The organism is Gemmatimonadaceae bacterium (assembly GCA_020851035.1).
Classification (GTDB): Bacteria; Gemmatimonadota; Gemmatimonadetes; order Gemmatimonadales; family Gemmatimonadaceae; genus JACMLX01.
Genome location: JADZDM010000025.1, coordinates 65,082 through 91,655 on the forward strand (window position 1 = coordinate 65,082; position 26,574 = coordinate 91,655).

General features: G+C 69.1%; 22 protein-coding genes. 7 read left to right on the forward strand and 15 right to left on the reverse strand.

Features of this window, described 5'->3' with window-relative positions:
• Positions 1 to 46 precede the first annotated feature (46 nt).
• Positions 47 to 793, forward strand: a complete 747-nt coding sequence (locus tag IT355_17660; GenBank protein MCC7055104.1) for an ABC transporter permease subunit — start codon at positions 47 to 49, stop codon at positions 791 to 793.
• A 1-nt stretch (position 794) separates the two neighbouring features.
• Positions 795 to 1,865 (forward strand): ABC transporter substrate-binding protein, encoded by a 1,071-nt coding sequence (locus tag IT355_17665; protein MCC7055105.1) that lies wholly within the window; start codon positions 795 to 797, stop codon positions 1,863 to 1,865.
• A 317-nt stretch (positions 1,866 to 2,182) separates the two neighbouring features.
• Here IT355_17665 and IT355_17670 read toward each other — a convergent pair whose 3' ends face one another.
• Complete coding sequence (locus IT355_17670; GenBank protein MCC7055106.1) at positions 2,183 to 3,115, reverse strand: IS481 family transposase; 933 nt, start codon at positions 3,113 to 3,115, stop codon at positions 2,183 to 2,185.
• Between the two features lie 576 nt (positions 3,116 to 3,691).
• On the opposite strand from IT355_17670, the gene IT355_17675 reads away from it, so the two are divergent.
• On the forward strand, positions 3,692 to 4,615 hold the full coding sequence (locus IT355_17675) for an IS481 family transposase (GenBank protein ID MCC7055107.1): 924 nt from the start codon (positions 3,692 to 3,694) through the stop codon (positions 4,613 to 4,615).
• Positions 4,616 to 4,665: 50 nt separating this feature from the next.
• Here IT355_17675 and mnmA read toward each other — a convergent pair whose 3' ends face one another.
• The 14 genes from mnmA to IT355_17745 all read right to left on the reverse strand — a co-directional run bounded on the left by mnmA (position 4,666) and on the right by IT355_17745 (position 18,918).
• On the reverse strand, positions 4,666 to 5,763 hold the full coding sequence (mnmA, locus tag IT355_17680) for a tRNA 2-thiouridine(34) synthase MnmA (protein MCC7055108.1): 1,098 nt from the start codon (positions 5,761 to 5,763) through the stop codon (positions 4,666 to 4,668).
• A gap of 4 nt (positions 5,764 to 5,767) precedes the next feature.
• Complete coding sequence (locus IT355_17685; protein ID MCC7055109.1) at positions 5,768 to 6,931, reverse strand: cysteine desulfurase; 1,164 nt, start codon at positions 6,929 to 6,931, stop codon at positions 5,768 to 5,770.
• 34 nt (positions 6,932 to 6,965) lie between these two features.
• Positions 6,966 to 7,577 carry a cyclase family protein gene (locus IT355_17690; GenBank protein MCC7055110.1) on the reverse strand — a complete coding sequence of 204 codons (612 nt, stop codon included), beginning with the start codon at positions 7,575 to 7,577 and terminating at the stop codon, positions 6,966 to 6,968.
• 23 nt (positions 7,578 to 7,600) lie between these two features.
• A complete protein-coding gene (locus tag IT355_17695) occupies positions 7,601 to 8,332 on the reverse strand; it encodes a hypothetical protein (GenBank protein ID MCC7055111.1) in 732 nt (243 codons plus the stop codon).
• 10 nt (positions 8,333 to 8,342) lie between these two features.
• A complete protein-coding gene (gene bshB1 / locus IT355_17700; GenBank protein MCC7055112.1) occupies positions 8,343 to 9,080 on the reverse strand; it encodes a bacillithiol biosynthesis deacetylase BshB1 in 738 nt (245 codons plus the stop codon).
• A gap of 63 nt (positions 9,081 to 9,143) precedes the next feature.
• Positions 9,144 to 10,136: an oxygen-dependent coproporphyrinogen oxidase gene (gene hemF, locus IT355_17705; GenBank protein ID MCC7055113.1), complete on the reverse strand. Its 993-nt coding sequence runs from the start codon at positions 10,134 to 10,136 to the stop codon at positions 9,144 to 9,146.
• On the reverse strand, positions 10,133 to 11,275 hold the full coding sequence (gene hemE, locus IT355_17710) for a uroporphyrinogen decarboxylase (GenBank protein MCC7055114.1): 1,143 nt from the start codon (positions 11,273 to 11,275) through the stop codon (positions 10,133 to 10,135). The genes hemF and hemE overlap by 4 nt, the downstream gene beginning before the upstream one ends.
• 8 nt (positions 11,276 to 11,283) lie before the next feature.
• Entirely contained in the window at positions 11,284 to 12,615 is a 1,332-nt protein-coding gene (gene hemA, locus IT355_17715; protein ID MCC7055115.1) for a glutamyl-tRNA reductase, read from the reverse strand.
• Positions 12,616 to 12,619: 4 nt separating this feature from the next.
• Complete coding sequence (locus tag IT355_17720) at positions 12,620 to 13,108, reverse strand: tryptophan-rich sensory protein (protein MCC7055116.1); 489 nt, start codon at positions 13,106 to 13,108, stop codon at positions 12,620 to 12,622.
• On the reverse strand, positions 13,108 to 14,304 hold the full coding sequence (locus tag IT355_17725) for a geranylgeranyl diphosphate reductase (protein ID MCC7055117.1): 1,197 nt from the start codon (positions 14,302 to 14,304) through the stop codon (positions 13,108 to 13,110). Before IT355_17725 ends, IT355_17720 begins: the two co-directional genes overlap by 1 nt.
• A gap of 92 nt (positions 14,305 to 14,396) precedes the next feature.
• On the reverse strand, positions 14,397 to 15,722 hold the full coding sequence (locus tag IT355_17730) for a BCD family MFS transporter (protein ID MCC7055118.1): 1,326 nt from the start codon (positions 15,720 to 15,722) through the stop codon (positions 14,397 to 14,399).
• Positions 15,719 to 16,570 (reverse strand): chlorophyll synthase ChlG, encoded by an 852-nt coding sequence (gene chlG, locus IT355_17735; GenBank protein ID MCC7055119.1) that lies wholly within the window; start codon positions 16,568 to 16,570, stop codon positions 15,719 to 15,721. The genes IT355_17730 and chlG overlap by 4 nt, the downstream gene beginning before the upstream one ends.
• A gap of 135 nt (positions 16,571 to 16,705) precedes the next feature.
• Positions 16,706 to 18,130: a transcriptional regulator PpsR gene (gene ppsR, locus IT355_17740; protein MCC7055120.1), complete on the reverse strand. Its 1,425-nt coding sequence runs from the start codon at positions 18,128 to 18,130 to the stop codon at positions 16,706 to 16,708.
• Entirely contained in the window at positions 18,127 to 18,918 is a 792-nt protein-coding gene (locus IT355_17745; protein MCC7055121.1) for a cobalamin B12-binding domain-containing protein, read from the reverse strand. The genes ppsR and IT355_17745 overlap by 4 nt, the downstream gene beginning before the upstream one ends.
• A 340-nt stretch (positions 18,919 to 19,258) precedes the next feature.
• Between IT355_17745 and bchF the strand changes: the two genes are divergently transcribed.
• The 4 genes from bchF to IT355_17765 are packed head-to-tail and all read left to right on the forward strand — an operon-like array spanning position 19,259 to position 26,569.
• Positions 19,259 to 19,795: a 2-vinyl bacteriochlorophyllide hydratase gene (bchF, locus tag IT355_17750; protein ID MCC7055122.1), complete on the forward strand. Its 537-nt coding sequence runs from the start codon at positions 19,259 to 19,261 to the stop codon at positions 19,793 to 19,795.
• Entirely contained in the window at positions 19,792 to 21,084 is a 1,293-nt protein-coding gene (locus IT355_17755) for a ferredoxin:protochlorophyllide reductase (ATP-dependent) subunit N (protein MCC7055123.1), read from the forward strand. The genes bchF and IT355_17755 overlap by 4 nt, the downstream gene beginning before the upstream one ends.
• Before the next feature lie 3 nt (positions 21,085 to 21,087).
• Positions 21,088 to 22,782 (forward strand): ferredoxin:protochlorophyllide reductase (ATP-dependent) subunit B, encoded by a 1,695-nt coding sequence (locus IT355_17760; protein MCC7055124.1) that lies wholly within the window; start codon positions 21,088 to 21,090, stop codon positions 22,780 to 22,782.
• A 4-nt stretch (positions 22,783 to 22,786) separates the two neighbouring features.
• A complete protein-coding gene (locus tag IT355_17765) occupies positions 22,787 to 26,569 on the forward strand; it encodes a magnesium chelatase subunit H (GenBank protein ID MCC7055125.1) in 3,783 nt (1,260 codons plus the stop codon).
• The last annotated feature ends 5 nt before the right edge of the window (positions 26,570 to 26,574 follow it).

Consider the following 26,574-nt stretch of genomic DNA (forward strand, 5'->3'; position numbering starts at 1 on the left):
CTCGTTGGACCCAGCGTTCGTAACAAGTAGCCGCCCTGTCTCCGCGATGGCACGCCTCTATTGGTTTGTGGCGTTTTCAGCGATATGGTTTGGGCTGGCCGAAACAGGTTTCGTGTCGTCACTTCTTCTGCCGCATCCACTGGACGTGCTCAGGGCAGTCGGGAATATCGGTTGGAAGCTGGTTCTGCACATTGTTGCTACTACCGTGCGAGCTAGTGTGGGCTTCGTGGTTGGCTTCGCTGCAGGCGTTGCGATTGGCTTCGCGATTCAGTACAGCCTGAGAGTCCAGCGAGTATTCGGACCAATGATCGACGCAATGCGACCTGTGCCTGCGCTCGCCACGCTTCCGCTGTTCATTCTGCTGTTCGGCTTCTCTGAGCTTGGGCGAGTCTGCCTGATCGCAAGTGGCACAGCCGTATTCATGGCGACCTCAACCGTCGAGGCAGTTGCCAAGGTCCCGGAGCAGTGGACGCGATTTGCCCGTGTTTCCGGTCTTGATCGTCGGCGCGTGTTCAGGGACGTGCTTGCTCAAGGCGTCGTGCCACTTCTGGTGGGACCGACTCGGCTCGCTGTTGCACTCGCCTTCACGCTAGCAATCGCGTCGGAGTTCATGGGGGCTCAGTCTGGATTGGGCTACTTGATCAACACGGCGAGAGTGAACTTGGCGATGCCGACGATCTGGCTGGCTGTAATTCTTCTCGGCCTTGTGAGCCAAGCTATTGACCTTCTCGTGACGAGATTCTACGGTCGCTCGACAGGGTGGTACAGAGGCACTGAACAACTGGAGGCCTAGCATGTCCCGTCGTCGTCTCACTCTTGCAATCGCTTTCATCGCATTGGGAATCGGTACGGGGCTCTGGTTAGTCATGCGACGGAGTTCTTCCCCCGTAGAAATTCGGTACGGAATCACTCCGTTTCAGGACTCGGCACTTCCTGTAGTTCCCGCAGCGCTGGGATGGTACAAGGAAAGCGGCTTGAACGTGCGGTTGGTGGATCTTGGGTGGGAAGACGTGCCGTTGGCACTGGCGAGCGGATCGATCGACGTCGCACTGTACAACTTTGACTCATTCATGTCGTCGTGGCCGAGTTTGGCTAGTGGAGGAAAGGATGTCGTGTTTTACGCGCCGTTGTACCTTTGGAACGGTGCGGCCATCATGGTCAGAGGTGGTGCCATGTCGCCGGCAGGTGACTTATCAGTTCTATCTCCTGCTCAGAGGTCTGAGAGGGTTCGCTCAGCCGTCGGCCAGCTTCGAGGTAAGCGCATCGGCATATCGGAAGGCACAACATTCGAGCAGACGGTTCTCGACGCGCTGCGTGTTGCTGGAATGACAAGGACCGATGTAGTTCTGGTGCATGCGAAGGCCGCAGATAACCTTGCGGCTTTTCTTTCCGGCGGTCTCGACGCATTTTCTGCCGGCCTTACTGAGCGCGTTCAAGCTCAGCGGTCTGGCGCTGTTCCGCTAGTCGAAGGTCCGGATGTGAGCCTGCCTGTTGTTGATGGGCTAGTGGCACGTCGCGATTTTGTAGAATTGCACCCCGACGAGATGGCGCGACTCGTCGAGACGTGGTTTCGCACAGTAGAATATGTGTCGGCAAACCCAGCTGAAAGAGGCAGGCCTGTCCTCAACTACCTCTTAGGGAAGGCCAGCGTTGACTACAGCCCGGAAGAGTATGCTGTCGCGTGGACGTTTCAGTACTTTCCGAAGTCACGGGACGAAGCCGTGAGGGCCTTTCTGACTCCAGGAAGTCCCTATTTTTGGAGACCGATTTGGGCCCAGAACAGCTTGGATCTCGTTCAGCAGGGGAAGATAGCGAAACCGGTTCCGGAAAGAGTGTTTCTCGGAGAAGAGGCGCTGCGTCGCTGACGTCGACGCGGAGGACCGATGCAGTTTAAGGCGCCTCTGGCGCTATTCCTCGTAAGTTGGTACAACTAGACTCTCGTTTACGGCAGAGCGCATCGTGATCACAATCCGGCATGCCGGGCAGGAGGTCCGATGAAGAATATTCGATTCACCCCCCGCTCGGATTTAGCAGACGTTGCGCCAGGCCGAATGCGGCACGGTCGTTGGCGAGACCTGTCGGAAGCTGGGCGTCAGGTAGTCCACGTTTTACCGCTGGCGGAAGCAGTACGCGGGCCTCGACATGGGCGAGCTGCGCTAGGTGTCGTTACCGGACAGGTTGTTCACGGTTGTAGACGGCTCATCGGGGGCAGTCGACCGTGCGCAGTGTGGGGCCGGGTGGTGTTGTAGGATGTGAGGAAGGCGGCGAGCGCGCCAGCGCGCCGTCGGGAGGAGCGGTAGGGTTTGGCGTAGGCCCATTCGCGGAGCGCGGTCTGGATGAAGCGTTCCGCTTTGCCGTTGGTGCGTGGCGTGTAGGGCCGCGTCCGGAGATGCCGGAGCCCATGCCGCGCGAGGGCGGCGGCGTGGGTCCGTTGCGTGTAGCAAAAGGCGTTGTCGGTCATCACGGCGACGACCGGGACGCCGAGCGTGGCCAACCAGGCGACGGCGTGATCGAGGAAGGTGACGGCACTCGCCGCGGTTTCGTCGGGCAGCAGCTCGGCATAGGCGACGCGGGAGGCATCGTCGACCGCGACGTGCAAACATTCCCAGCCGGTCGCTTGCCGCGGACCACGGCGCGCCCGGTCGCCCGTGATGCGATGGCCGATGATGCCGACGGCGATTTTCCCCAGCTTCTTCGCGTCAATGTGCAGCAGCTCGCCGGGCGTCTCGCGTTCGTAGCGCACGATGGGCGGGCGGGGCGTCAGCGACGGCAGCCGACCGAGGCCGAGCCGCCGCAACACGTCGCCCACCGTCGACAGCGGCAGCCCTAGGGCGTCGGCGATCTGCGGCCCACTGCGGCGCTGCGCGCGCAATCGGGTGATGCGCCGTTCGAGGCGTGGACTGACTTGCTGCGGCGAGTGCTGGGGCCGCGAGGACCGGTCGCGCAGCCCCGCCACGCCCTCCGCCTGATACCGCGCGACCCACTTCCAGACGGTCCGCACACTGACCCCGAACGCCGCCGCGATCACGGGGGCCGTCCACCCATCCCGGACATGTCGCTCCACGAGGCAGACTCGCCCCGCGAAGCCCAACCGGGCATTCTTGTGACTGTTCACGTGGTCCTCTGACGATCCGCTGCTGGTGGCCTAGAGAACCCCAGCTTCGCACCGTTACGACCCCGTGAACACCCTCACCAACCGTGAACAACGTCCCCGGTAACGACAGCTAGTTCCGGTAACTGCGCAGGAGAACACCAAGCTCTGTCAGAGATCGTCACACATTCCCCACCCAGAGATCGTCTCAAATGCCCCACCCCCACCGCGGGAGCTGGGCAATGGATGGCAGACCGGAGTGGGTAGGACCGTTGGGTGGACCGGCATCTTCCGGCGTCTTCAGCGAAATCGTGTTGTGCCCATCGGGTTCTGGCTGGAGATGCGCAGCCCGGCGCGTGCACGTTGGGCTCCCTATATAGTAACATGCTGCATCGCTCAGCAATTGCGTAAGCCAGCTTGGATGCATCATTCGGACCTGCGCCTGCTAAGACGCTGTGTTACGCGTTACGGTCTGCGTCAGGCGCACTTTCGCCGCATTGCGCAGTGCTAGCTGTAGTTGACGGAGAGGTTGTTCACAGGGCGTAGCGGTTGAAAGCTGGGGTTGTCTGGACACTCAACCGGCAACCAGCCAGGGGCCCTGTGAACTCCCACAAGAATGCACGATTGACCCCGGCGGGGCGACTCGCCGTGCTCCAGCGCGTGCAGGCCGGCGTGCCGGTCGCGGAGGTCGCGCGGGGCGCCTGTGTCTCCGCGCGCACGATCTGGAAGTGGTTGCAGCGCTTCAAGTTGGAGGGCGTGGCGGGGCTGCAGGATCGCTCGTCACGGCCACAGCGGTTGGCGCGCCGCCTGCCGCGCTATCAGCACCGGCAAGTCGAGAAGGCGCGACGGAAACGCTGGTCGTCGCTGCGCATCGCCTCGCACTATGCGCTGCCCGTCTCGACCGTCGTGACGATGCTGCGGCGCCTCCAACTCGATCGCCTGCCGTCGCTCGCGCCGCCACAACCCGTGGTGCGGTATGAGCACGCCCGGCCCGGCGCACTCCTTCACCTGGACATCAAGAAACTGGGGCGCATTCAGGGGATCGGCCACCGCATTCATGGGGATCGGCGGCGGACCGCGCGCGGCATCGGCTGGGAGTACGTCCACGTCGCCATCGACGATTGCACCCGCCTGGGCTACAGCGAAGTGCTCGACAATGAGACTGGACGGACCGCGGCCGGCTTCCTCGCCCGCGCCATCGCGTGGTACGCCGCCCACGGCATCCGCATCACGGGGCTGCTGACCGACAACGGGGGGTGCTACCGCAGCGACGCCCACGCCGTCGTCGTCGCGCACCACCGCCTCACGCACCGCTTCACCCGACCCTACCGCCCGCAGACGAACGGCAAAGCCGAACGCTTCATCCGCACGCGGCTCCACGAATGGGCCTATGCCCAGGCGTACTGCGCCTCCCGCTGGCGCACCGCCGCCCTCACCCGCTATCTCACCTACTACAACACGCGACGCCGCCACAGCGGCATCGCCATGTGCACCCCGGCAGAACGACTGGCGGCGCGACTGTGAACAACGTCTCCGTCATCTACAGCTAGCGACTCTCGCTTCGCGCCCAGGCTCTAGGCGCCCATCACGGCCAACACCCGCCGCCCCACCTCAATGAACCCACCCCCCAGCACCCGCTCCCCCTCGTAGAGCACCACCGACTGCCCCGGCGTGATCGCACTCAACGGCGACTCCAGCGCCAGCTCGATCTCATCCCCTTCAACCCGGATGATCTCGGCCCCCACCGGCACCGCCCGATGCCGATGCTGCACCTGCACCCGATCACCAACCACGAGCGGGGCAGCGCACATCCAGGAGACACCGCGCGCCACGAGCCCACGGCCCAGCAGGGATTCCCGCGGCCCCACCACCACCTCACGGGACTGCGGCCGGATCGCCACCACGAACATCGCCTCCCCAAACCCCCCAGGTACACCGCGCCGCTGCCCGATCGTATACCGCGCGAACCCCTGATGCTCACCCACCACGGTGCCGTCCTCCAGCACGAACGGCCCCGCCTGGAGGGACGGCGTCTCAGAGCCCAACTCCCGCCGGATGATCTTCACATGATCCCCATCCGGCACGAAGCAGATATCCTGACTCTCCACCTTCTCCGCGATCACCTCGAGCCCCAGCCGATGCGCGACCGCCCGCGTCTCCGCCTTCGTCTGATGCCCGACTGGCAGTAACAGCCGCTGCACGACGGACCGGGCGATCCCCCACAGGAAGTACGTCTGATCCTTGGCCGGATCCAGCCCCCGACACAGCTCGCCATCAATCACGCGCGCATAGTGCCCAGTAGCGATCCAGTCGCATTCGAGAGCGTCAGCCTTCCGCACCAGATCCCGGAACTTCGTGAACGTGTTGCACCGCACACACGGAATCGGCGTCCGCCCCTGCGCATACTCATTCACGAAATCCGTAACGACATCGCGCGAAAACGCCGACTCGAGATTCAGCACGTAGTGCGGAACCCCCAGCTGCTGACACACCCGCCGCGCATCATTCACGCTATCCAAAGAACAACAGGGCCGGTCCGGCAAGTCTTCACCATGACAGAACAGCTTCATGGTCGCGCCAATGACCTCGTACCCTTGGCTATGCAGCAGTGCCGCGGCCACAGAGCTGTCCACGCCCCCGCTCATCGCCACCAGCACCCGCTTGCCTGCCATGGGCTTACGCCGCGCCAGCCAGGCGACGCGCCTTCTCGACCATCGCCGGGAACACCTCGCTCACCCGCGCAATGTCAGCGTCCGTGGTGAGCATGCCCACGCTCAAACGCACTGCCGCCCCGGCCAGGCTGCGCGACACACCCATCGCGCTCAGCACATGACTCGGCGACACACTCCCGCTCTGGCACGCCGACCCACCGCTTGCCGCAATGCCCGCCAGGTCCAGCGCCATCAGCAGGCTCTCACTGTCCGTCCCAGGCACACTGATGCTGAGAATGTGCGGCGCACGCTGCGTGGCGTTCACACCATGCACGACCGCATCCGGCACCCGCGCCAGGATCGCCCCCTGCAGCGCATCACGCATCGCCCCCAGCCGCGCACACTCCGCCTCACGCTCCGCCAGCTGCATCTCGGCAGCGACGGCGAGGGCAACAGCGAACGCCACGTTCTCCGTCCCAGGCCGACGCCCGCGATCCTGCGAGCCACCATGGAACAACGGCGCAAACGGCGTCCCCCGACGGATGTAGATCGCCCCGATGCCCTTGGGCGCCCCGATCTTGTGCCCGCTCAACGACAGCAGATCCACCGGCAGGGAAGTCACGTCGATCGGCAGCTTCCCGAACGCCTGCACCGCATCGGTGTGCATCAACGCACCAACGGCCCGCGCCCGCGCACCGATCGCCGGCACGTCCTGCACCACGCCGGTTTCGTTGTTGATCCACATCACGCTGCACACCGCCACCGCATCGTCCAGCATCGCATCCAGCGACGCCTGCGGAATCTCGCCCTGCGCGTTCACCGGCAGGATGCGCTCCTCGCCCCCCTCGCGCGCCACCTGGTGCACCACCTCCAGCACCGCCTTGTGCTCGGTGGGCGTGGTGACCACCGCGTTCCGCCCCTGTGCGCGCCGCATGTGCCACGGACCGAGGATCGCGAGGTTGTCGCCCTCGGTGCCGCCGCTGGTGAAGACGATCTCGTCCGGCTGCGCCCTGAGGCACGCGGCGACCCGCGACCGCGCCTCGTCCAGCGCCGTGCGCGCATCACGCCCCCAGCGGTGCACACTCGACGGGTTGCCGAAGCGGGCGCCGAAGAACGGCGTCATCGCCTCCAGCACCTCCGCGCGGACGGGAGTGGTGGCGGCGTGGTCGAGGTAGATGTGCGGGGCCATGGCTGAGAAGATACGGGTGCCGGGCCCGGTTGTCCTACCGTGCTGCTTCCAGCACGGCCCTGACCGGCGCCGCATCCGCACCGGCCACGAGCACGGGATACGCCGTCAGGTGGTACAGCCCGGTCTCCACCCCATCCAGGTGCAGGTTCTCCAGCAGGTACGCCCCGCTGGTGAAGAGCCTGACATGGGTCACGAGCTCCTTCGCCTCCCGGCTGTCCACGCTCGGCGCGTCCACGCCCAGCAGCTTCAGCCCGCCGTGCAGCAGCCAGCCGGTGGCCTCCGGCGTCAGCACGGGCCAGTCGGCCGGGAAGGTGCCGCCGGCCACCGTGCGTCCGGTGCGGAGCAGCAGCCGCACGGGCATCGGCAGCCCCTCCAGCGCGGCCTCCAGCCACGCCACGGTCAGGGTGGGCCCCTCACCTGCGTCCTGGGCGTCCAGCACGATGGCGGGGCCGCTGAAGGCCTCCAGCGGCAGGCTCTCGCTGGCCGGCGCACCCTGCAGCACGTGCAGCGGCGCATCGGCGTGCGTGCCGACGTGCAGGCTGGTGGTCACCACCCCCACGTTCACGCTCGCCCCCGTCGCCATCTCCCACGACCAGCCACACGAGAACGGCGTGTCGCCCGGCCACTCCGGGGTGGCTGCGCCCATGGGGATGCTGATGTCGCGCCGAGTCACCGCTGGGCGCCGTAGAACTTCGCCCGCACGGCCCAGAGGGCGGGGAAGAAGCGGTTCGACAGCGTGCGGTTCAGGTACTTGGCGCCGAGGGTGCCGCCGGTGCCGCCCGTCTGCGGGCCGATGATCCGCTCCACCAGCTGCACGTGCAGGAACCGCCACTGCGCGAATTGCTGCTCGTACGCCAGCAGCCCCTCGGCCAGCTGGGCGAGGGCGCCGTGTTCGTGCTCGGTGTAGACCTGCTCCAGCGTCAGGTCGGCCCGGGCCACCAGCGCCAGGAACTGGTCCTGCATCAGCGGCGCATCCAGTGCCTTCTGCACCAGCGCCGGCGGTTCGCCATGCTCGCGGATCACCTGCAGGAAGTGCTCGTCGCGCAGCCCGCTGCGGGCCTCGATGGCGCGGAACTGGTCACTCTGAGAGCCGCTGGACTGGCCGAGGTACCCACGGAACTGCGCGAAGCGCTGCGGCGGGAGCGTGTCGAGGGCGGCCAGCTGCTGGCTGACGATGGTCACCAGCACGTTGATGCGGGTGATGCTCGACACCGCGCGCGGCGCGTCGTTCGCATCCATCGCCTCCGACAGCGTGTCCATCTCGTGCAGCAGCACCTTGAACCAGAGCTCACTGGCCTGGTGCACGATGATGAACAGCAGCTCGTCGGGGTGCTCGGGCTTGGACTGGATCGTCTGCAGCTTCAGCAGCTCGGGCAGGGCAAGGTAGGTGCCGTAGTCCACGGGTCGATCCTCAGAAGGTGGAGACGTCCAGCGACGCGATGTCGCTGACGCGGAGTGTCTCGGTGGTGTGGAACGGCTCGCCGTAGCGCGCGCGGATCAGCGTGCCGTAGTGCGCCGCCTGGTGGCGGATGATGTCGGGCAGGGGCTCGCCATTGGGATACACCTCACCCGCCTGCGTCAGCCCGTCGAACTGCGACGCGTAGCACGCAATGGCCTCGAGCTTCTTCTCGAAGACTTCCGAGATGTCCACCACGAAGCTCGGTGCGATGGCATCCTCGCGGAACGACATCGCATGCACGACCTTCCGCGGCCGGAACGGCGGCAGCTCCTGCACCAGGTTCTTCAGGCCGGCCAGGAAGCAGGCGTCACGCACCAGCTGCGCGGCCGCGATGTGATCGGGGTGCCGACCCTGCCGCGCATGGGTGATCACGATCGTGGGCCGCAGCCGGCGGATGGCGCGGATCACGACCTCACGCGCCTCGATGCTGTTGACGAGGTGCGCATCGGGGAGGTACAGGTTCTCGCGCACCGTCACGCCGAGGATCGCCGCCGCCCGCTGCGCCTCGGCGGCCCGGATCCCGACCGTGCCGCGGCTGCCGGTCTCGCCGGCGGTGAGGTCCACGACGCCCGTGCGACGGCCGTGGGCGGCGGCGGCCAGCAGGGTGCCGCCGCAGGTCAGTTCGACGTCGTCCGGGTGCGCCATGATGGCGAGGACGTCCAGCGGGTCCGTCATGGGTGGTGCCGTCATGGCGCAAACCTAACGCGCGCCACCGGCGCCGGCCGTCAGGCGTCCTGCGTCAGTCGGCCGGCGTCAGTCCGCCAGCCAGTCCCGCGGGGCCAGCATCGCCACCAGCTCCGCCTCGAAGCTGCCGTCCGGCCAGGTGGGGGCGTAGGGCCATGCCGCCAGCGGGGGCATGCTCATGAGCACGCTCTCGATTCGCGCGGCGGTGTGCAGCCCGAAGTGCGTGCCGCGGTCGTGCACGAGGTTGAACTCCACGTACCGCCCGCGGCGCACGAGCTGGAACGCACGCTCACGCTCCCCGTACGGCAGGTCGCGGCGCCGCTCCACGATCGGCGCATACGCCTCCTCGAGGCTGCGCCCGATGGCATCCACGAACGCCATCGTCGTCCCGGCATCCATCCCGCTCTCGTCCTCGCCGGGACGGATGTGATCGAAGAACACGCCGCCGCACCCGCGCGCCTCGTTCTCGCGGTGCGTGTTGCGGAAGTACTCGTCGCACCAGGGCTTGAAGCGCGCGTACAGCGACGGGTGGAAGGTCCCGCAGATGTCGGCCAGCGCACGATGGAAGTGCCGCACGTCCTCGGCGCACGGATACATCGGCGTGATGTCCGTGCCGCCACCGTACCAGGCGTCGCGGAGGTTGCCCTCGTCGTCGCTCAGCTCGAAGTAGCGCACGTTGAGGTGCACCGTGGGGATCATCGGGCTGCGCGGGTGGAACACCAGGCTCACGCCGGTCGCGAAGAACTGCGACTCGCCATCCGACACGCCGCGCCCCCCGAGCTTCGCCGCGGCGGCGGCCGGCAGGCGGCCATACACCACGCTGCGGTTCACGCCGCCCTTCTCGAACGTGTTGCCGTCGATCAGCACGCGCGAATGGCCGCCTCCACCCTCGGCGCGCTCCCAGGTGTCCTCGCGGAACGCCACGCCCCGATCCAGCCGCGTGAACATCGCCGTGATCTCGTCGTGCACCTCCGCGATCCAGGCGATGGCGCGGGCACGCCGCGCGTCGCCTGGTCCCGTGTCGTGTGTCGAGACGGGGGACGGGGACGCCGACGTGCTCATGACGCGAGGCGCTCCTTCGGGCGGAGGTGCGGCACCGAGGCCTGCGGGGCGCGCCACTCGCGCACCGTGTCGATGAACGCCTTGGCGTGGGCCACCGGGATGTCGGGCAGGATGCCGTGGCCGAGGTTCGCGATGTGGCCGCGGCCCCCGAACTCCTCCAGCATGCGCAGCGTGCGGGCGCGGATGGTGCTCGGCGGTGCGTACAGCAGGCAGGGATCCAGGTTGCCCTGCAGCGCCACCGGGAGATGCTCCATGCGCTTGCGCGCCTCGGCGGCACCCACCTGCCAGTCCACCCCGATCACGTCCGCCATCGTGGCCTGCGCCAGCTCCTCCATGGCCCAGCCGGCGCCGGGCGCGAACACGATCAGCGGCACACCGGCGGTGCGGGCGATCGAGGCGACGCGTGCGAGGTAGGGCAGGGCGAACTGCCGGAACTCGTGCGGGGCCAGGGCACCGGCCCAGCTCTCGAAGATCTGCAGCGCCTGCGCCCCCGCAGCCGCCTGCGCCACGAGGAAGTTGCCGACCGCGGTCGCCAGCTTGTTGAGCAGCGCATGGGCGTCCTGCGGTGCCTCGTACAACATCCGCTTGGCGACGGCGAACTGCTTGGTGCCCTTGCCCTCGACCATGTAGGCGGCCAGCGTCCACGGCCCGCCGGCAAAGCCGATCAGCGGCACGCGTCCGTCCAGCTCACGCCGCGTCATCCGCACCGCGTCGAGCATGTACCCCAGGCCTTCCTCCGGCATCACCGGCTTCAGGCGCGCGATGGCGTCACCATTGCGCAGCGGCGAGGAGAACACCGGCCCCACGCCCTCGTCCACCGTGAGGTCCATGCCCATCGCCTGCGGCACCACGAGGATGTCGCTGAAGATGATCGCGGCATCCACGCCCATGATGTCCACCGGCTGCAGCGTGACCTCGGTGGCCAGCTCCGGCGTGCGGCACATCTCGAGGAAGCCTCCCGACTTGGCGCGCACGGCGCGGTACTCGGGGAGGTAGCGTCCGGCCTGGCGCATCATCCACACCGGCGGCCGCTCGACGATCTCGCGGCGGCAGGCGCGGAGGAACAGGTCGCTGCGGCGCGGGGTGACGCCGGCGGCGGGTGCCTCGGGCGTGGTGGCGGGGGTCGCTTTGGTCGGCATCGGCCTGGTCAGGAATTCGGTGGAACGAGCGCCGAGGCGCCGTCGTGCGCCATCGGCATGGAGGAGAGGTCGGTGGGCATGCCGCGCCGCGGGCTGTTGGCGAAGAGCTGGTCCAGGTGCACGGCCAGGTCGTCGACGTTCTCGCCGCGGGCGATGGCGTCGCTGAAGACGTTCATCGGGCGTGCGAGCAGCTTCGCGACGATGCGCTCGGCGGTGCGCTCGGCCACGTTGTCGCCGGCCACGAAGGCCACTTCGCGGCGGCAGAGGTCCACGAGGGCATCGTGCAGCGAGCGGATCGCGAGGCGGGCCGCGCCGGTGGCCAGCCAGTGCCGCAGCCAGCGCATCTCGTGATCGACGATGCGCTCGGCGTCCGGCATGGCCGAGACGCGGGCGGCTTCCGCGGCCACGATCGGGCGGTGCAGCGAGTCCAGGTCCACCAGCGTCACGCCCGGGATGTCGCCGGCGCGCGGGTCCACGTTGCGCGGCATCGCGAGGTCCAGCAGCAGCACCGGTGCGTGGTCGTAGCCCACGGTGCGGCGTGCCACCTCGAGCTGCTCGGCCACCAGCGTGTGCGTGGCGGCCCCGGTGGCCACGATCACCACGTCGGCGAAGGCGGCCTCGAGGTGCAGCGTCTCGATCGGCGCCACGCGGCCGCGCAGGCTCTCGGCCAGCTCCTGTGCGCGCTCGATGGTGCGGTTCATCAGCACGATGTCCACCGCCCCCAGCTTGGCGAGCTGGCGGGCGGCGCGGGTGCCGGTCTTGCCGCAGCCGATCACCAGGCAGCGCGCATGCTGCAGGGAGCCGAAGCGCTGCAGCGCCACCGAGGCCGCCTCGGCGCCGATGGAGTTGCGGCCGGTGGAGAGGTCGGTGTCCGACTGCACGCGGCGCCCCGTGCGCAGTGCGATCTCGAACAGGCGGTGCAGCATCGGCCCGACCGTGTTCATCTCGCAGGCGGTGCGGTAACTCGAGCGCACCTGGCCGAGGATCTGTCCGTCGCCGAGAATCTGGCTCTCGAGGCCGGCGGCCAGTCGCAGCAGGTGGCGACCCACCTCGTCGCCGATGCGGATGTTCAGGGACTTGAGCAGCGCGTGTCGCTCCTCGAGGTCCGGCATCCAGACGGCGGTCAGGTGCTCCACCGCTGTCTCGAGGGCCATCTGGCCGCTGCTCTCGGTCCAGACGTACAACTCGGTCCGGTTGCAGGTCGAGACGAGCGCCAGCTCGCTCACCCCGCCGCCAAGGAGTGCGCCGTACATCTCGCCGAGCCGCTGCTCGGCGACATGGAAGCGCTCACGGGTCGCGACATCTGCGGTGCGATAATCGACCGCCAGGCAGATCAGCATGCGTTCACCGATTTCCGAAGGGAGCGTTGCGTCGTACGATCGCGAAGTTCAGCACGGTGGCGAACAGCACCCAGCACAGGTACGGCACGAGGGCCCAGGCCGCCCGCCGGTCGAGCGGGGCGACCGTCCACGCCATCAGCACGATGCTGCCGAAGAACGGGAAGACCTCGATCAGGGCCAGATCCGGCCGGCGTCGGCCGAAGAACAGGAAGCTCCACAGCGTGTTCAGCCCGCCGTTGAGTGCGAACACCCCGAACAGCCGGGCCTTCGCACCACTCGACGGGAGTTGTTCCCACGACACCACGAACGCGAACGCCATCAGCAGGAAGATCGTCGTCCACGCCGGGCCGAAGAGCCAGTCCGGCGGCTGCCATGATGGCTTCCGCAGCCCGTAGTACCACGGGCCGAGCTGCGTCACGAGGGCTCCCCCCGCGGCGGTCACCACCAGACCCCCCGCGGCGAGCGCAATCGCCGTGACCGAATACCCGAGCATTAAGCAACCGGCGCCAGGCCTGTCAGATGTCCAATGTTCTTGAAGAAGATCCGCGCGTGCGCCAGCGGCTTTCCACGAACGAGCTTTTTCCGCATGTAGGCATCGAACGTCAGCCGCTGGATGTCCTCGTCCCGGCACATCGACACGAACCGTTCACGCCGGTTGTCGGTGGTGTACCAGAAGTTCTGCATCACGTCGAGCACCTTGAACACCTGCCCGTGCTCCCACAGGAAGCGCTTGCGGGCCGCCTGCAGCCGCCGCGGATCGTTGTTGCGGATCGCGTCGGAGACGGCATCGGCGGTGAAGCGGCCACAGGTCATGGCGTAGAAGATGCCCTCGCCGGACGCAGGCGCCACCACTCCCGCCGCATCGCCGCAGACGGCGACGTCCTTCCCGTTCTCCCACCAGCGCAGCGGGCGGAGCGGAATCGGCGCGCCCTCACGCCGGATGGTCTCGCACCCGGCCAGCCCGGTCTCGGCCCGGAGCTGCGCCACCGCCGCCCGCATGTCGAAGCCCTGCTGGAAGGTCCCGGTCCCGATGCTGGTCACGTCGCCATGGGGAAAGACCCAGGCGTAGAAGTCGGGGGAGTACTTGCCGTCGTAGTAGATGTCCGCGCGGGCGGCCTTGAAGTCGTCGGTCTCCACGCGCGGCGACTTCACGATCTCGTGGTAGGCCGTGACGCGGTTGCCTCCGGCGTACGAGATCGGGATCGCCTGTCGGGCAACGGAGGACAGCGCACCGTCGGCGCCGATCAGCATCCGCGCCTTGATCGTCTCCAGCGCGCCGGAACGCGAGCCACCCGCGGCGTAGTGCACCAGCAGGCGGCCATCGGTGTCGTGTGTGAAGTGGTCGAACAGCCCGGTGATGCGCTCGGCACCATGGTCGCGGGCGCGCTCGCGGAGCCACTCGTCGAAGGTGCCGCGATCGACCATGCCCACGTAGCCCTTGCCGACCGGGATGTCCACCTTCTGGCGGTGCGGCGACACCATGCGGGCGGTGCTCACGCGCGCCACCAGCAGCTCGTCCGGCAGGTTGAAGTCCACCATGGCCTGCGGTGGCACCGCCCCGCCGCAGGGCTTCACGCGCCCCGCCTTGTCGAGCAGGGCCACGGCGAAACCCTGCAGCGCCAGGTCGTTCGCCGCCGTCGCCCCCGAGGGCCCCCCACCGACCACCACGACATCGTACATCTTCGGCATCACGCGTCTCCTCGCGGGAGGTCCCTGCGGCGCAGCGCCGGCGCACGCAGGAAGGAACAGGACAGGGACGGGAACATGATGATGGCCATCGGTCAGCCCGCCGCGGCCAGGAGGGACTCACTGGACTGCGCGCGGCCCGCCTGGCGGGCGGCAGAGGCCAGCACGGCGGCGCCGACGAAGAGCGCCGCCTCCATCGCGAACACGCTGCCGTAGCCCAGCCGGTCCGAGCCCAGCACGGCGCGCATCACGTCACTGGCACCGGCGCCGAGCATCCCGCCCGCCGCCATCGCCACCGCCTGCGCCGCACCGAAGACGCCCATGCGCACTCCCGTCTGCGCCTGCTCGCCCGCGGTGGACAGCGACATCATCGAGCCGATCGCGCCGATCGCGAACACGCCGTTCCCCACGCCCAGCGCCGCCAGCGCGGCCTTCAGCATCGGCAGGCTCGCCGAGACCGGCGACAAGGCGATGGCCAGCAGCGCGAGCGCCGAGGCGACGCAGCCGCCCCGCGCCCAGCTCGCGAGCGTGCCGATCCGCGTGGAGAGGATCGCCGTGAGCAGCATCCCCACCAGCGACCCGGCCTGGTGCACGCCGCTGATGGCCGTGCTCTCGCCCGGCGTGAGACCGAAGACGGCGCCGGCGAACGGCTCGAGGATCAGGTCCTGCGTGCTGTAGGCCAGCATCGACAGCGCGACGAAGAACGAGAAGCGCCGCGCGATGGGGTCCGCCCACACCACCCGCAACGCCGCGGTGAACGGCATCGCCGCCGCCCGCGCCTGCACCGTCGCCGGCCGCACCGCGTCCAGCCCGAGCAGCGCCAGCGTGGTGGCGAGGATCGCCGTTGCGCCGATGATCGCCGTGCAGCGCACCAGCGCCTCGTACGAGAACGGCTTCAGGAGCTTGCTGGCCACCACCGTGCAGACGATGAAGCCGGCGATCATGCAGAGCCACACGGTGGCCGCCGCGCGCGCATGGCGCTCGGCGGGCACGCGCAGCGAGAGGAGCGTGAGGAGCAGGGTGCCGGCGGTGCTGACGCCAAGGCCGACGAGCGTGAACGCAACGATGATCAGCGGGAAGCCGAGCGCCGGTGCCGAGCGCAGCACGGGCAGCAGTGCGGCGATGGCCAGCACGCCGGCGGCGAGCATCACCATGCCGAGCACGATCCAGCGGGTGAGCCGGCCATGCTGGTCGGCGAAGTGCCCCATGCGCGGGCGCAGCCAGAGCTGCACCGCGTAGTGCAGCGCCACCAGCGCGCCGGGCACCATCGCCGGCAGGCCGAGTTCCACCACCATCACGCGGTTCATGGTGGCCGTGATCAGCACGATCAGCGCACCGAGGCACGCCTGCACCACGCCGAGGCGCAGCACGGAGGTGAAGCCGAACGGTGGCTGCGCCGGCAGCACGGCCGTCGCGCTCATGCCGCACCCCCCAGCGTGCGGATGGCGTGTGCACACACCATCATGCCGAGCACCGAGAACGGCACGCCGAACCCGCTGTACCAGAGCGCCTTGCGCACGGGATCGCGCAGGAACACCGGCATCATCGCCTGCTGGATGCCCATCAGCGTGAGCAGCACGGCAGCGTGCATGGGCCGGTTCCACGCGAAGAGCAGCAGCGCCGCCGCGATCACCTGCGGCAGCATGATCACGATGCAGGCGAGGCGTGCGGCACGTGCGGGGCCAAGCTGCACGGGCAGCGACAGGACGCCGAGCGCGCGGTCACCCTCGATCGCCTTGAAGTCGTTGAGAGTCATGATGCCGTGCGCGCCGATGCTGTACAGCACCGCGAGCAGCATCACGCGCCGGTTTGGCCAGGTGCCGAGCATCACGACCGCGCCGGTGATCCACGCCAGGCCTTCGTACGTGAGGCCGACGGCGGCATTGCCGAACCAGCCATCGGCCTTCAGGCGCAGCGGCGGTGCACTGTACGCCCACGAGAGCGCGACGGCGATCACCGTGGCCACGAGTCCGGCGGCACCGAATGCCGCGCCGACGGCGATCGTCGCAGCACTCCAGGTGATCGCGATGATGAGTCCCCACACGCCGGGAATGCGTCCGGATGGAATCGGTCGCTGTGGCTCGTTGATCGCATCGACGTGACGGTCGAACCAGTCGTTCACGGCCTGGCTGCCGGCGCATGACAGAGGACCGGTGAGTGCGATGCCGAGTGCGAACAACCACCAGCGACCCTGCATCGGCACACCGGCACTCACGACGCCGCAGGAGAACGCCCACATCGGCGGGAACCAGGTGACCGGCTTGAGCAACTCGAGGACAGCACCCGCACTCGGCAGACGTCGCTGAGTCGTGTGTAAACGGGGGCTGACGGAGTCGAGTGTCAACATTTCCTGACAGAGCTGCCAAAATCCGCCGGCCGCAAGGTCGTACCTGCCCTACGGCGGTTACTCGGGGTTGGCCAGGGCGTTGTCGGGGCTGTCCAGCAGGCGGTGGCGGCGGAGCTTGACGTACAGGCTCTGGCGGCTCACCCCCAGGACCTCGGCTGCGGAGGTCCGGTTGTCGTCGGTCAGCTCGAGGGCGGCCTCGATGAAATGGCGCTCCACCAGATCGGTGGTGTCCCGGACGAGCTCACGGAGCGAGACGCGGCCAACCAGCGAGGTCAGCTGTTCCACGGCGCGGGTCAGGTCCCTGGCGCCCTGCGGGCCCACCGCCAGGCGGCGTCCCACGTCGCGGAGCATGAACCCGATGGAGGGGTGCTCCGAATCGGGGAGCCAGGCGGCCGAGACCTCGACCTCCGTGGCGAGCCCATGCACGCCGCGGGCCGATGTCAACGCGAGGCGGACTGCGCCGTTGCGCTTGAGCATCGTCAGGAAGACGTCGAAGTCGGCGCCGGGGCGCCCGATCCACGCCCCGAACTCCTCGCCGCGGACCTGCTCGTCTGAGGCGAGCTGGACCAGGTCGAGGAAGGCCCGGTTGGCATAGGTGACCGTGCCGCCGATGTCGGTGATCACGAACGAGTCGGGCGACTGCTCGAGCAGGGCGGCGATCCGGGAGCGCTCGCCCCCCTCGCCGCCGGTGACGATGCCGTCGGCCGGCGAGAACCGGATGAGCAGCAGCGTGCTGCTGTCCTGCCGGAACGTCGAGGCGCTGAGGATGAACTGCTCACCGGTCCGGGCGAGGTGCACTCGGACGTCGCCGCTCTTGCCGACCGCCCGGGCATTCGCGAGCGCATCGCCCACCGCGCGCAGGTCCTCCGGCGAGATGCCGAACGGGAAGTTGCGCCCGGTGAGCTTCTCCGGCGCCTCGCCGAACAGCTTGCCGGCGGCGGAGTTGGCGTCCATCACCTTCATCGACGCGCTGTCGACCACGAGGATGGTCTCGGCCGCGAGCTGGAAGAGCAGGCGATACCGCGTCTCCACGTGGCGCAGGCGCCAGTAGTCCCGCTCCATGGCCTGCTGCGCCTCGACGAGCCGCTGCTGGAGCGCCGAGACGGTGCGCATGTCGCGGCCGGCGGCGACGAATGCCCCGTCGCGGCCCACGCGCATCACGGTGTACGACACCGGCATGTCGTTCCCGCCCGGCAGGATGTGGTTCACCTGCCGCCGGCGGCCCGACGACTTGCTGCCGGCATCGCGCAGCAGCGCCTCGACCTTGCCACGCGTCTCGAGCGTGACGGTCTGCGCCCAGTGCTGGCCCACCCACTGCGCGATGCCGGCGTCCCGCAGCTCGGTATCGGTCGCCACGACCGCGCGCACGACGCCCGTCCGATCCACGACGACGGCGAGATCACCGGTGTTCGCGACGAGGTCCGCCGCGAGTTGGGGATCGAGATCCGCGAGGCCACCGTCGACGGCGCGGGAGGTTGTCACTGGGCCGCGTCGGACAAGGGGGGCGACGCCGTGTCGAGCGCCGCCGATGCGCGCCGCGACTGGACGAGCGTCCGGGCCACGAGCGGGCCCTGCGCGGCGTCGGCCGCCGAGGCGTCGGCGCCGACCTGGGTCACGAGCGCTGGATTGTCCACGAACGCTCTACCACCGACCATGATCGCAAGGTCCGCGTTGAGCGAGGTCGCCCGGACGGTGCGGATGAGCTCCGCCACCCGCGGGACGCGCTCGTTGACGCCCACCGACAGCCCGAGCACGTCATACCAATGCGCACCGAGCTCATGCAGGATGTCCTCGGCACCCAGCGGCGGGCCGACGGTCACGCCCCACCCGTCGGCCACGAAGAACTCCGCCACCATGGCCAGGCCAAGCGAGTGCTGCTCGTCGGGCATGCCGCAGAGCAGCGCCTGGCCGGCGTCGGCGGACATCGGCGTCTCGGCTGCGACACGCCGGCCCAGGTCACGAACCACCCGCTGCATGCGGCCGAGGCCCAGGGTGACCTCGAGGAAGTCCGCCTCATCCTCTTCCCAGCGCACGCCGAGGATGCGGGCGGCCGGCGCGAGGAGGTCGAGGCAGATGCGCTCGAGGGAGGCCCCGGTGTCGATCAGCGCCGAGACGATGGCCGGACAGGCCTCCTCGTCATGGGACAGCGACGCCTGCACGAAGGCCGTGACGTCGTCCGGGCCGATCGGCACCGCCTTCCGCACCGGCCAGTCGGGGGTGCCGTGGGCCCGGGCGTGGTTGAGCAACCGCGGAATCAGCTCCAGTTCCATCGAACGGCCGACCGCGCCCCCGCGTACACGCGGAGGATCGCAGTCGCCGTGACCGCCGGCACTGAAGTTCGACTGAAGCGGACTGGACAACGACCCCTCCGGACGGGGAGTTCGGGCGCGGACGCACCGGCGGCCCGGGAGCCGCACCGAGGCTGCATTGCCCCAAGTCAGGAATGCCGGTCTGGTGAAGAAAGCCCGCTGCCGCGCATTGTCAAATTTCGGGAAGCCGCGACCGCTGTTACGCTGTGGTGTCAGGTTTCCTTGACACTTTCCCATCCGGGTGTAGCGTCGGAGGAACGGTTACATGGAGCGGACTGACGTGGCGGATGCCGGAGTGAGAATGGCCCCGGAACGGGGTGGGACGGCCGCGACCGGATCCGCCTCCGGGGGGACGGTGCGGGCGCTCTACACCCCCGCCCAGCGCGCCCGCCGCGACGCCACGCGCTGGACGCTGGTGCAGGGAATCCTCGCGCCGATCCAGTTCCTGGTCTTCGCCGTCAGCGCCGTGCTGGTCCTCCGCTCCCTCGCCACCGGCACCGGCGAGCTCGCGGCCCATGTCTCCATCATCGTCAAGACCATCCTGCTGTACACGATCATGGTCACCGGCGCGATCTGGGAGAAGGTGGTCTTCGGCCAGTATCTCTTCGCGCCCGCCTTCTTCTGGGAGGACGCGGTGAGCTTCGTGGTCATCGCGCTCCACACGATCTATCTCGGCGGGCTCCTGACCGGGCGGCTGTCCACGCGCACCCTCTTCCTCGTCGCGCTGGCGGCGTACTCGGTCTATGTCGTGAACGCCGTCCAGTTCCTGCTCAAGCTCCGTGCGGCCCGACTCCAGGAGGCGCGCGAGGCGCAGCTGCGCGCGGCGGCGGCCGCATGAGCACCCCGCTCCCGATGCTGCCCGAGGTGCTCGCCGGCGGCGGGTGCACCGACGCCCCGGTGCTGCGCGAGCGCGGCCAGCGTGAGGTGTTCTGCGGCCTCACCGGCATCGTCTGGCTGCACCGCAAGATGCAGGACGCCTTCTTCCTCGTGGTGGGGTCGCGCACCTGCGCGCACCTGCTGCAGTCGGCCGCCGGCGTGATGATCTTCGCCGAGCCGCGCTTCGCCACCGCCATCCTGCAGGACCGCGACCTGGCCGGCATGGCCGATTGCAACGCGGAGCTGGACCGCGTTGTGGCCGAGCTCCTTGCGCGACGCCCGGAGATCACGACGCTCTTCCTCGTGGGCTCGTGCCCGAGCGAGGTGATCAAGCTGGACCTGCTCACCGCCTCGCAGCGCCTGAACCGCGAGCACTTTCCGCGGGTGCGCATCCTGAGCTACAGCGGCAGCGGCATCGAGACGACGTTCACGCAGGGTGAGGACCAGTGCCTGAAGGCGATGGCGCCGCACCTGCCGGCCGCTGCCGACGGTGCCCGGCGCCTGCTCGTCGTCGGCACGCTGGCGGATGTGGTGGAGGACCAGTTCTCGCGCCTCTTCGCGCAGCTGGGCATCGGTCCGGTGTCGTTCTTCCCGGCGCGCCGCGCCACCGACCTGCCGCCGGTGGGGCCGGGCACGCAGCTCCTGCTCGCGCAGCCGTTCGTCGGCGAGACGGTGCGTGCGCTGCAGGCGCGTGGCGCGACGCTCCTGCCGGCGCCGTACCCGCTCGGCGCCGAGGGCACGACACGCTGGCTGGCCGCCGCCGCCGCCGCGTGGGACATCCCGGCGGAACACTTCCGCAAGGTCACCGAGCCCGCCCGCCTGCGCGCGACGACGGCGCTGCAGCGCTATCGCGGCACGCTGGAGGGGAAGCGGATCTTCTTCTTCCCCGATTCGCAGCTCGAGCTGCCGCTGGCGCGATTCCTGTCGCGCGAGTGCGGCATGGCACTGGTGGACGTGGGCACGCCGTATCTCGATCGCATGCTCACGGAAGTGGAGCTGGCGATGCTGCCGGCCGGCACGGTGCTGAGCGAGGGGCAGGACGTGGAGAAGCAGCTCGACCGCTGCGAACGCGAGCAGCCCGACCTGACGGTCTGCGGCCTCGGCCTCGCCAACCCGCTCGAGGCCCGTGGCCTCCGGACCAAGTGGTCCATTGAACTCGTCTTCTCCCCGATCCAGGGCTATGACCAGGCCGGCGACCTCGCCGAGCTGTTCGTGCGCCCGCTGGATCGCAGCGCCCGCCTGACGGTCTGACGCATGCAACTGACCCTCTGGACCTACGAAGGCCCGCCGCACGTCGGCGCCATGCGCATCGCGACCAGCATGCGCGACGTGCACTACGTGCTCCACGCACCGCAGGGCGACACCTACGCCGACCTGCTGTTCACCATGATCGAGCGGCAGGACAAGCGCCCGCCGGTGACCTACACCACCTTCCAGGCCCGTGACCTGGGTGGCGACACCGCGAACATCGTGACGCGCGCCGTGCAGGATGCCGTCGACCGTTTCCGGCCGAAGACACTGCTGGTGGGCGAGAGCTGCACCGCGGAACTGATCCAGGACAACCCGGGCAGCCTCGCGATGGGCATGAACCTCGGCATCCCGATCGTGCCGCTCGAGCTGCCGTCCTACTCCAAGAAGGAGAACTGGGGCGCCGCCGAGACGTTCTACCAGCTCGTGCGCACGCTGCTGCTCGAGCGCTCGAAGACGCGCGAGCCGCGCCCGGGTCGCGAGGGCCGCCGCCCGCGCGTGAACCTGCTGGGCGGCACGATCCTCGGCTTCCGCTGCCGCGACGACATCGCGGAGGTGACCAAGCTGCTGGCCAGTATCGGCGTGGACGTGAACGTTTCCGCCCCGCTGGGTGCGGATCCTGACGACCTGCGACGAATTCCGGATGCGGACGCGAATGTCTGCCTGTATCCGGAGATCGCGCTCTCCACCTGCAGCTGGCTCACGCGCACGTTCCAGATGCCGGTGATCACGACCGTGCCGATCGGCGTCGGCGCGACACGCGACTTCATCGCGGAAGTGGGACGCGTGCTGGGCCTCGACGTGAGTGCGGTGCTCGGCGGCGAGCTGCCCGGCGCGGCGTCACTCGGCAGCAGCCACTCGCGCATGCCGTGGTACTCGCGCTCGGTGGACGCCACGTACCTCACCGGCAAGCGGGTGTTCATCTTCGGGGACGGCACGCACGTGGTGGCCGCGGCGCGCATCGCCAGCGAGGAGCTGGGCTTCAAGGTCGTGGGGCTGGGCACCTACAGCCGCGAGATGGCGCGCGAGGTGAAGGCCTGCGCCGAGAAGTACGGCGTGACCGCGCTCATCACCGACGACTACCTCGACGTGGAGCGCACCGTCGCCGAGCTGCAGGTGGAGCTGGTGCTCGGCACGCAGATGGAGCGGCACATCGCGAAGCGCCTGGGCGTGCCCTGCTCGGTGATCTCGACGCCGATCCACGTGCAGGACGTGCCGGCGCGGTACTCGCCGCAGATGGGTTTCGAGGGCGCGAACGTGATCTTCGACGCCTGGGTGCATCCGCTGATGATGGGCCTCGAGGAGCACCTGCTGCAGATGTTCCGCGAGGACTTCGAGTTCGGTGACGGCGCCGCGCCGTCGCACCTGCACAGCGTCGCGCCGTCGAAACCCGACGCGCCTGCCAGTGCGCTGGCGCGGGTTCCGCAGGACACCGCCTCCACGCCCGTCGTCCCGGAACCGGCGCCCGCGCCGGTGCACACGTCCGCAGCCACCACTGCGTCCGGGGCGTCGGGTGCGCCCGCCGCCACCGAGGTCGTGACGCCGGTCTGGTCCCCCGACGGCGAGAAGGAGCTGGGCAAGATCCCGTTCTTCGTGCGCGGCAAGGCCCGGCGCAACACCGAGAAGTACGCGGCCGCGCAGGGCATCGGGCTCATCACCGTCGAGACGCTGTACGAAGCGAAGGCGCACTATGGCCGGTGAGGTGATGCCGCCGCTGCGGTTCGTCATCATCACCCTGGACTCGCACCTCGCCGGTGCGGTCGCCGAGGCGTCGGCGATCGTGCTGCGACAGGTGCCCTCGATCGACCTGCGCGTGCACGTGGCGGCCGACTGGCCCGGGGATCCGGCCGCGCTCGAACGCTGCCGCTCGGACATCGCCACCGGCGACATCATCGCCGTCACGCAGTGCTTCCAGGATGAGCAGGTCACGGCGATCCGCGATGCACTGCTGGCGCGCCGCGAGCACTGCGATGCGATGCTGGTGGCCGTCTCGGCGCCGGAACTGGTGCGCTGCACGCGGATGGGGCGCTTCGACCTTGGCGGGGCCGAGGAGAAGAAGCCGAAGCCGTGGTCGCCGCTGGGCATCCTGAAGCGGCTCCGCGGCAGCCGCAGCGACGGCAAGTCGAGCGGCGAGCGGCAGATGACGGCGCTCAAGGCCATGCCGGCGCTGCTCAAGTTCATCCCGGGGCCCGCGCAGGACGTGCGCGTCTACCTGCTCAGCATCCAGTACTGGCTGGCCGGGACGTCGGAGAACATCGCCAACCTGATCCTCCTCCACGTCGAGAAGTACGCCGACGGGCCGCGGAAGGTGCTCCGGGCTCGCGTCAGGACGCAGGCGCCGAAGGTCTATCCGGAGGTCGGGCTCTGGCATCCGGACGTGCGCGGTGAACACGGCATCACCGAGGCGCTGTCCGCACTGCCGAAGCAGGGGCCGGCGGGCACCGTCGGCGTGCTGCTGGGCCGGAGCTACCTGCTGGCCGACAACGTCGCGCACTACGCGGCGGTGGTGCGCGCCTTCGAGCAGCGCGGCCTGCGCACCATCCCGGCGTTCGCCAGTGCACTCGATGCGCGGCCGGCGATCGAGCGCTACTTCGTGGATGGTGCCGGCCGCGCGACGGTGGATGCCGTGGTCTCGCTGACCGGATTCTCCCTCGTCGGCGGGCCGGCGTACAACGATGCCGAGGCGGCGCAGGCCACGCTCGGGGCTCTCGACGTGCCGTACTTCTGCCTCCAGACGCTGGAGTTCCAGTCCACGCCGGAGTGGCGGGACGACCCGCGCGGGCTGAACCCGCTCCAGGCCACGTTGCAGGTGGCGATCCCGGAACTCGACGGCGCCATCGGGCCGACGGTCTTCGCCGGCAAGGTCGGTGCGGCGAAGGGGGTGGAGAACGCCGAGTCGCGGCCCATCACCGAGCGCGTCGGGACGATGGCGGACCGGGTGGCGCGGATGGTGCGCATGCGCCGCACCGCGCGCGCCGACCGGAAGGTGGCGGTGGTGCTGTTCAACTTCCCGCCGAACGCCGGCAACACCGGCAGCGCCGCCTACCTGGACTGCTTTCACTCGCTGTACAACACGATGCTCGCGATGCGCGATGCGGGCTACACGGTGACGGTGCCGGCGTCGGTGGATGCGCTGCGCGACGCCGTGACGCAGGGGAATCGCGAGCAGTACGGCTCGGTCGCCTCGGTGTTCGCGCGGGTGCCCACCGACGATCACGTGCGCCGCGAGCGGTACCTGCCGCAGATCGAGGGCGCGTGGGGGCCGGCGCCCGGCAGGCAGTTCGCCGACGGCCACGGGATCCAGATCCTCGGGGCGGAGTTCGGGAACGTCTTCGTGGGGGTGCAGCCGTCGTTCGGGTGGGAAGGGGACCCGATGCGCCTGCTCTTCGAGGGCAACTTCGCGCCCACACACGCCTTCAGCGCGTTCTATCGCTGGCTGCGCGAGGACTGGGGGGCCCACGTGGCGCTGCACTTCGGCACCCACGGCGCGCTGGAGTTCATGCCCGGCAAGCAGGCCGGCCTCACCGACCAGTGCTGGCCCGACCGGCTCATCGGCGACCTGCCGAACGTGTACCTGTATGCCTCCAACAACTCGTCGGAGGGCACGCTCGCCAAGCGGCGGGGCGGGGCGACGACGCTGATCAGCTACCTCACGCCCTCATTGTCATCCGCGGGGCTGTACAAGGGGCTCGTCGACCTGAAGGCCACCTACGAGCGGTGGCGCAACACCGACGACCGCACGAGCGAGGCCGAGCTGCTGTCGCTGGTCGCGTTGCTGCAGGAGCAGGCCTGCGCGATGGAGCTGACGCCGGCCACGCCGGCGTGGACACCGGCGGATCGCGCCCTGATCGAGTCGGTGCGGCAGAAGCTGATCGAGGTGGAGCAGGCGCTGATCCCGGTGGGATTGCATGTGGTGGGGCGCACACCGACGGTGGAGGAACGCGCAGACATGCTGGCTGCGATCGCCAGCGTGGGTCGCCCTGAGGCGAACATCGCCGCCTTTGCCGAGACGGTGCGTGCAGCGGCGCGTCGTGCGCTGGATCCCGAGGCGCTGGATGCGGTGGCCCGCGAGATCGTGACGGCGGCCATCGGGGCCGGCGAGGTCGCGGCGGGGTTGCGCGCGGCGGAGCGGCTGGGCGTGTCGCCGATCGGCCTCGAGCCCACCCTGCAGGGATTGATGGCGCTCGACGCGCTGCTGGCCGTGGATGCGGAGATTCCCGGGATGCTGCGCGCCCTCGACGGCCGGTTCGTCGCGGCGGCGCCGGCGGCCGACCTGGTGCGCAACGCGGCGGTGCTGCCCACGGGGCGCAACCTGTACGGCTTCGACCCGTACAAGGTGCCGAGCCCGTATGCGCTGAAGGAGGGGGCGGCGCGGGCGGAGCAACTGATCGCGCGGCATGTGGCCGACGGCAACGCGTTCCCGGAGACGGTGGCGTTCGTGCTCTGGGGCACCGACAACATGAAGTCGGAAGGGACGCAGCTGGCGCAGGTGCTGGCGCTGATGGGCGTGGTGCCGCGCTTCGATGGCGTGGGCCGCCTGTGTGGCGCGCGGCTGCTGCCGCTCGCACAACTGGGCCGGCCGCGGGTGGACGTGGTCGCGTCGCTCTCCGGCATCTTCCGTGACCTGCTGCCGCTGCAGGTGAAGCTGCTGGCCGAGGCGGCGCTGCTCTGCGCGGCCGCCGAGGAGCCGGAGGCGCAGAACTTCATCCGCAAACATGCGCTGGCCGCGATGCGCGAGGACGGTGTGGACCTGGAGACCGCGTCGCTGCGCGTGTTCGGGAACTCGGAGGGCTCGTACGGCTCGAACGTGAACCTGCTGCTCGAGACCGGGCGGTGGGAGGACGAGAACCAGCTCGCCGACCTGTTCGTGCAGCGGAAGGGCTTCGCGTATGGCGCCGACGGGAAGTGCCGCCAGGGGCAGCAGATGATGAAGCGTGCGCTCGGCACGGCGTCGCTGAGCTTCCAGAACGTGGACTCGGCGGAGCTCGGGGCGACCGACATCGACCAGTACGTCGAGGCGCTGGGCGGGGTGAACCGCGTGATCGAGCAGCAGCAGCAGCGGAAGGTGGCCTGCTACATGGGCGACCACACCGGCAAGGACGGGAAGATCCGGACGCTGGAGGAGCAGGTGGTGCTCGAGTCGCGCACCCGTGCGCTCAACCCCAAGTGGTACGAGGGGCAGCTGGTGCATGGCTACGAGGGGGTGCGCAACATCGCCGGCCACATCGCGACGACGGTCGGCTGGAGCAGCACGACCGGCAGCGTGCCGGGCTGGGTGTACGGCGACATGGCGCAGACCTTCGTGCTGGACGCCGAGATGCGCGACCGGCTGGCGAGCCTGAACCCGTCGGCCGCCGCCGGGATGGCGACGAAGCTGCTGGAGGCGAACGACCGCGGGTACTGGTCCCCCGATGCGGCGACGCTGGACGCGTTGCGTGATGCGGCGGCGGAACTCGAGGACCGGCTGGAAGGGGTGGTGGCCCGGTGAGGGCG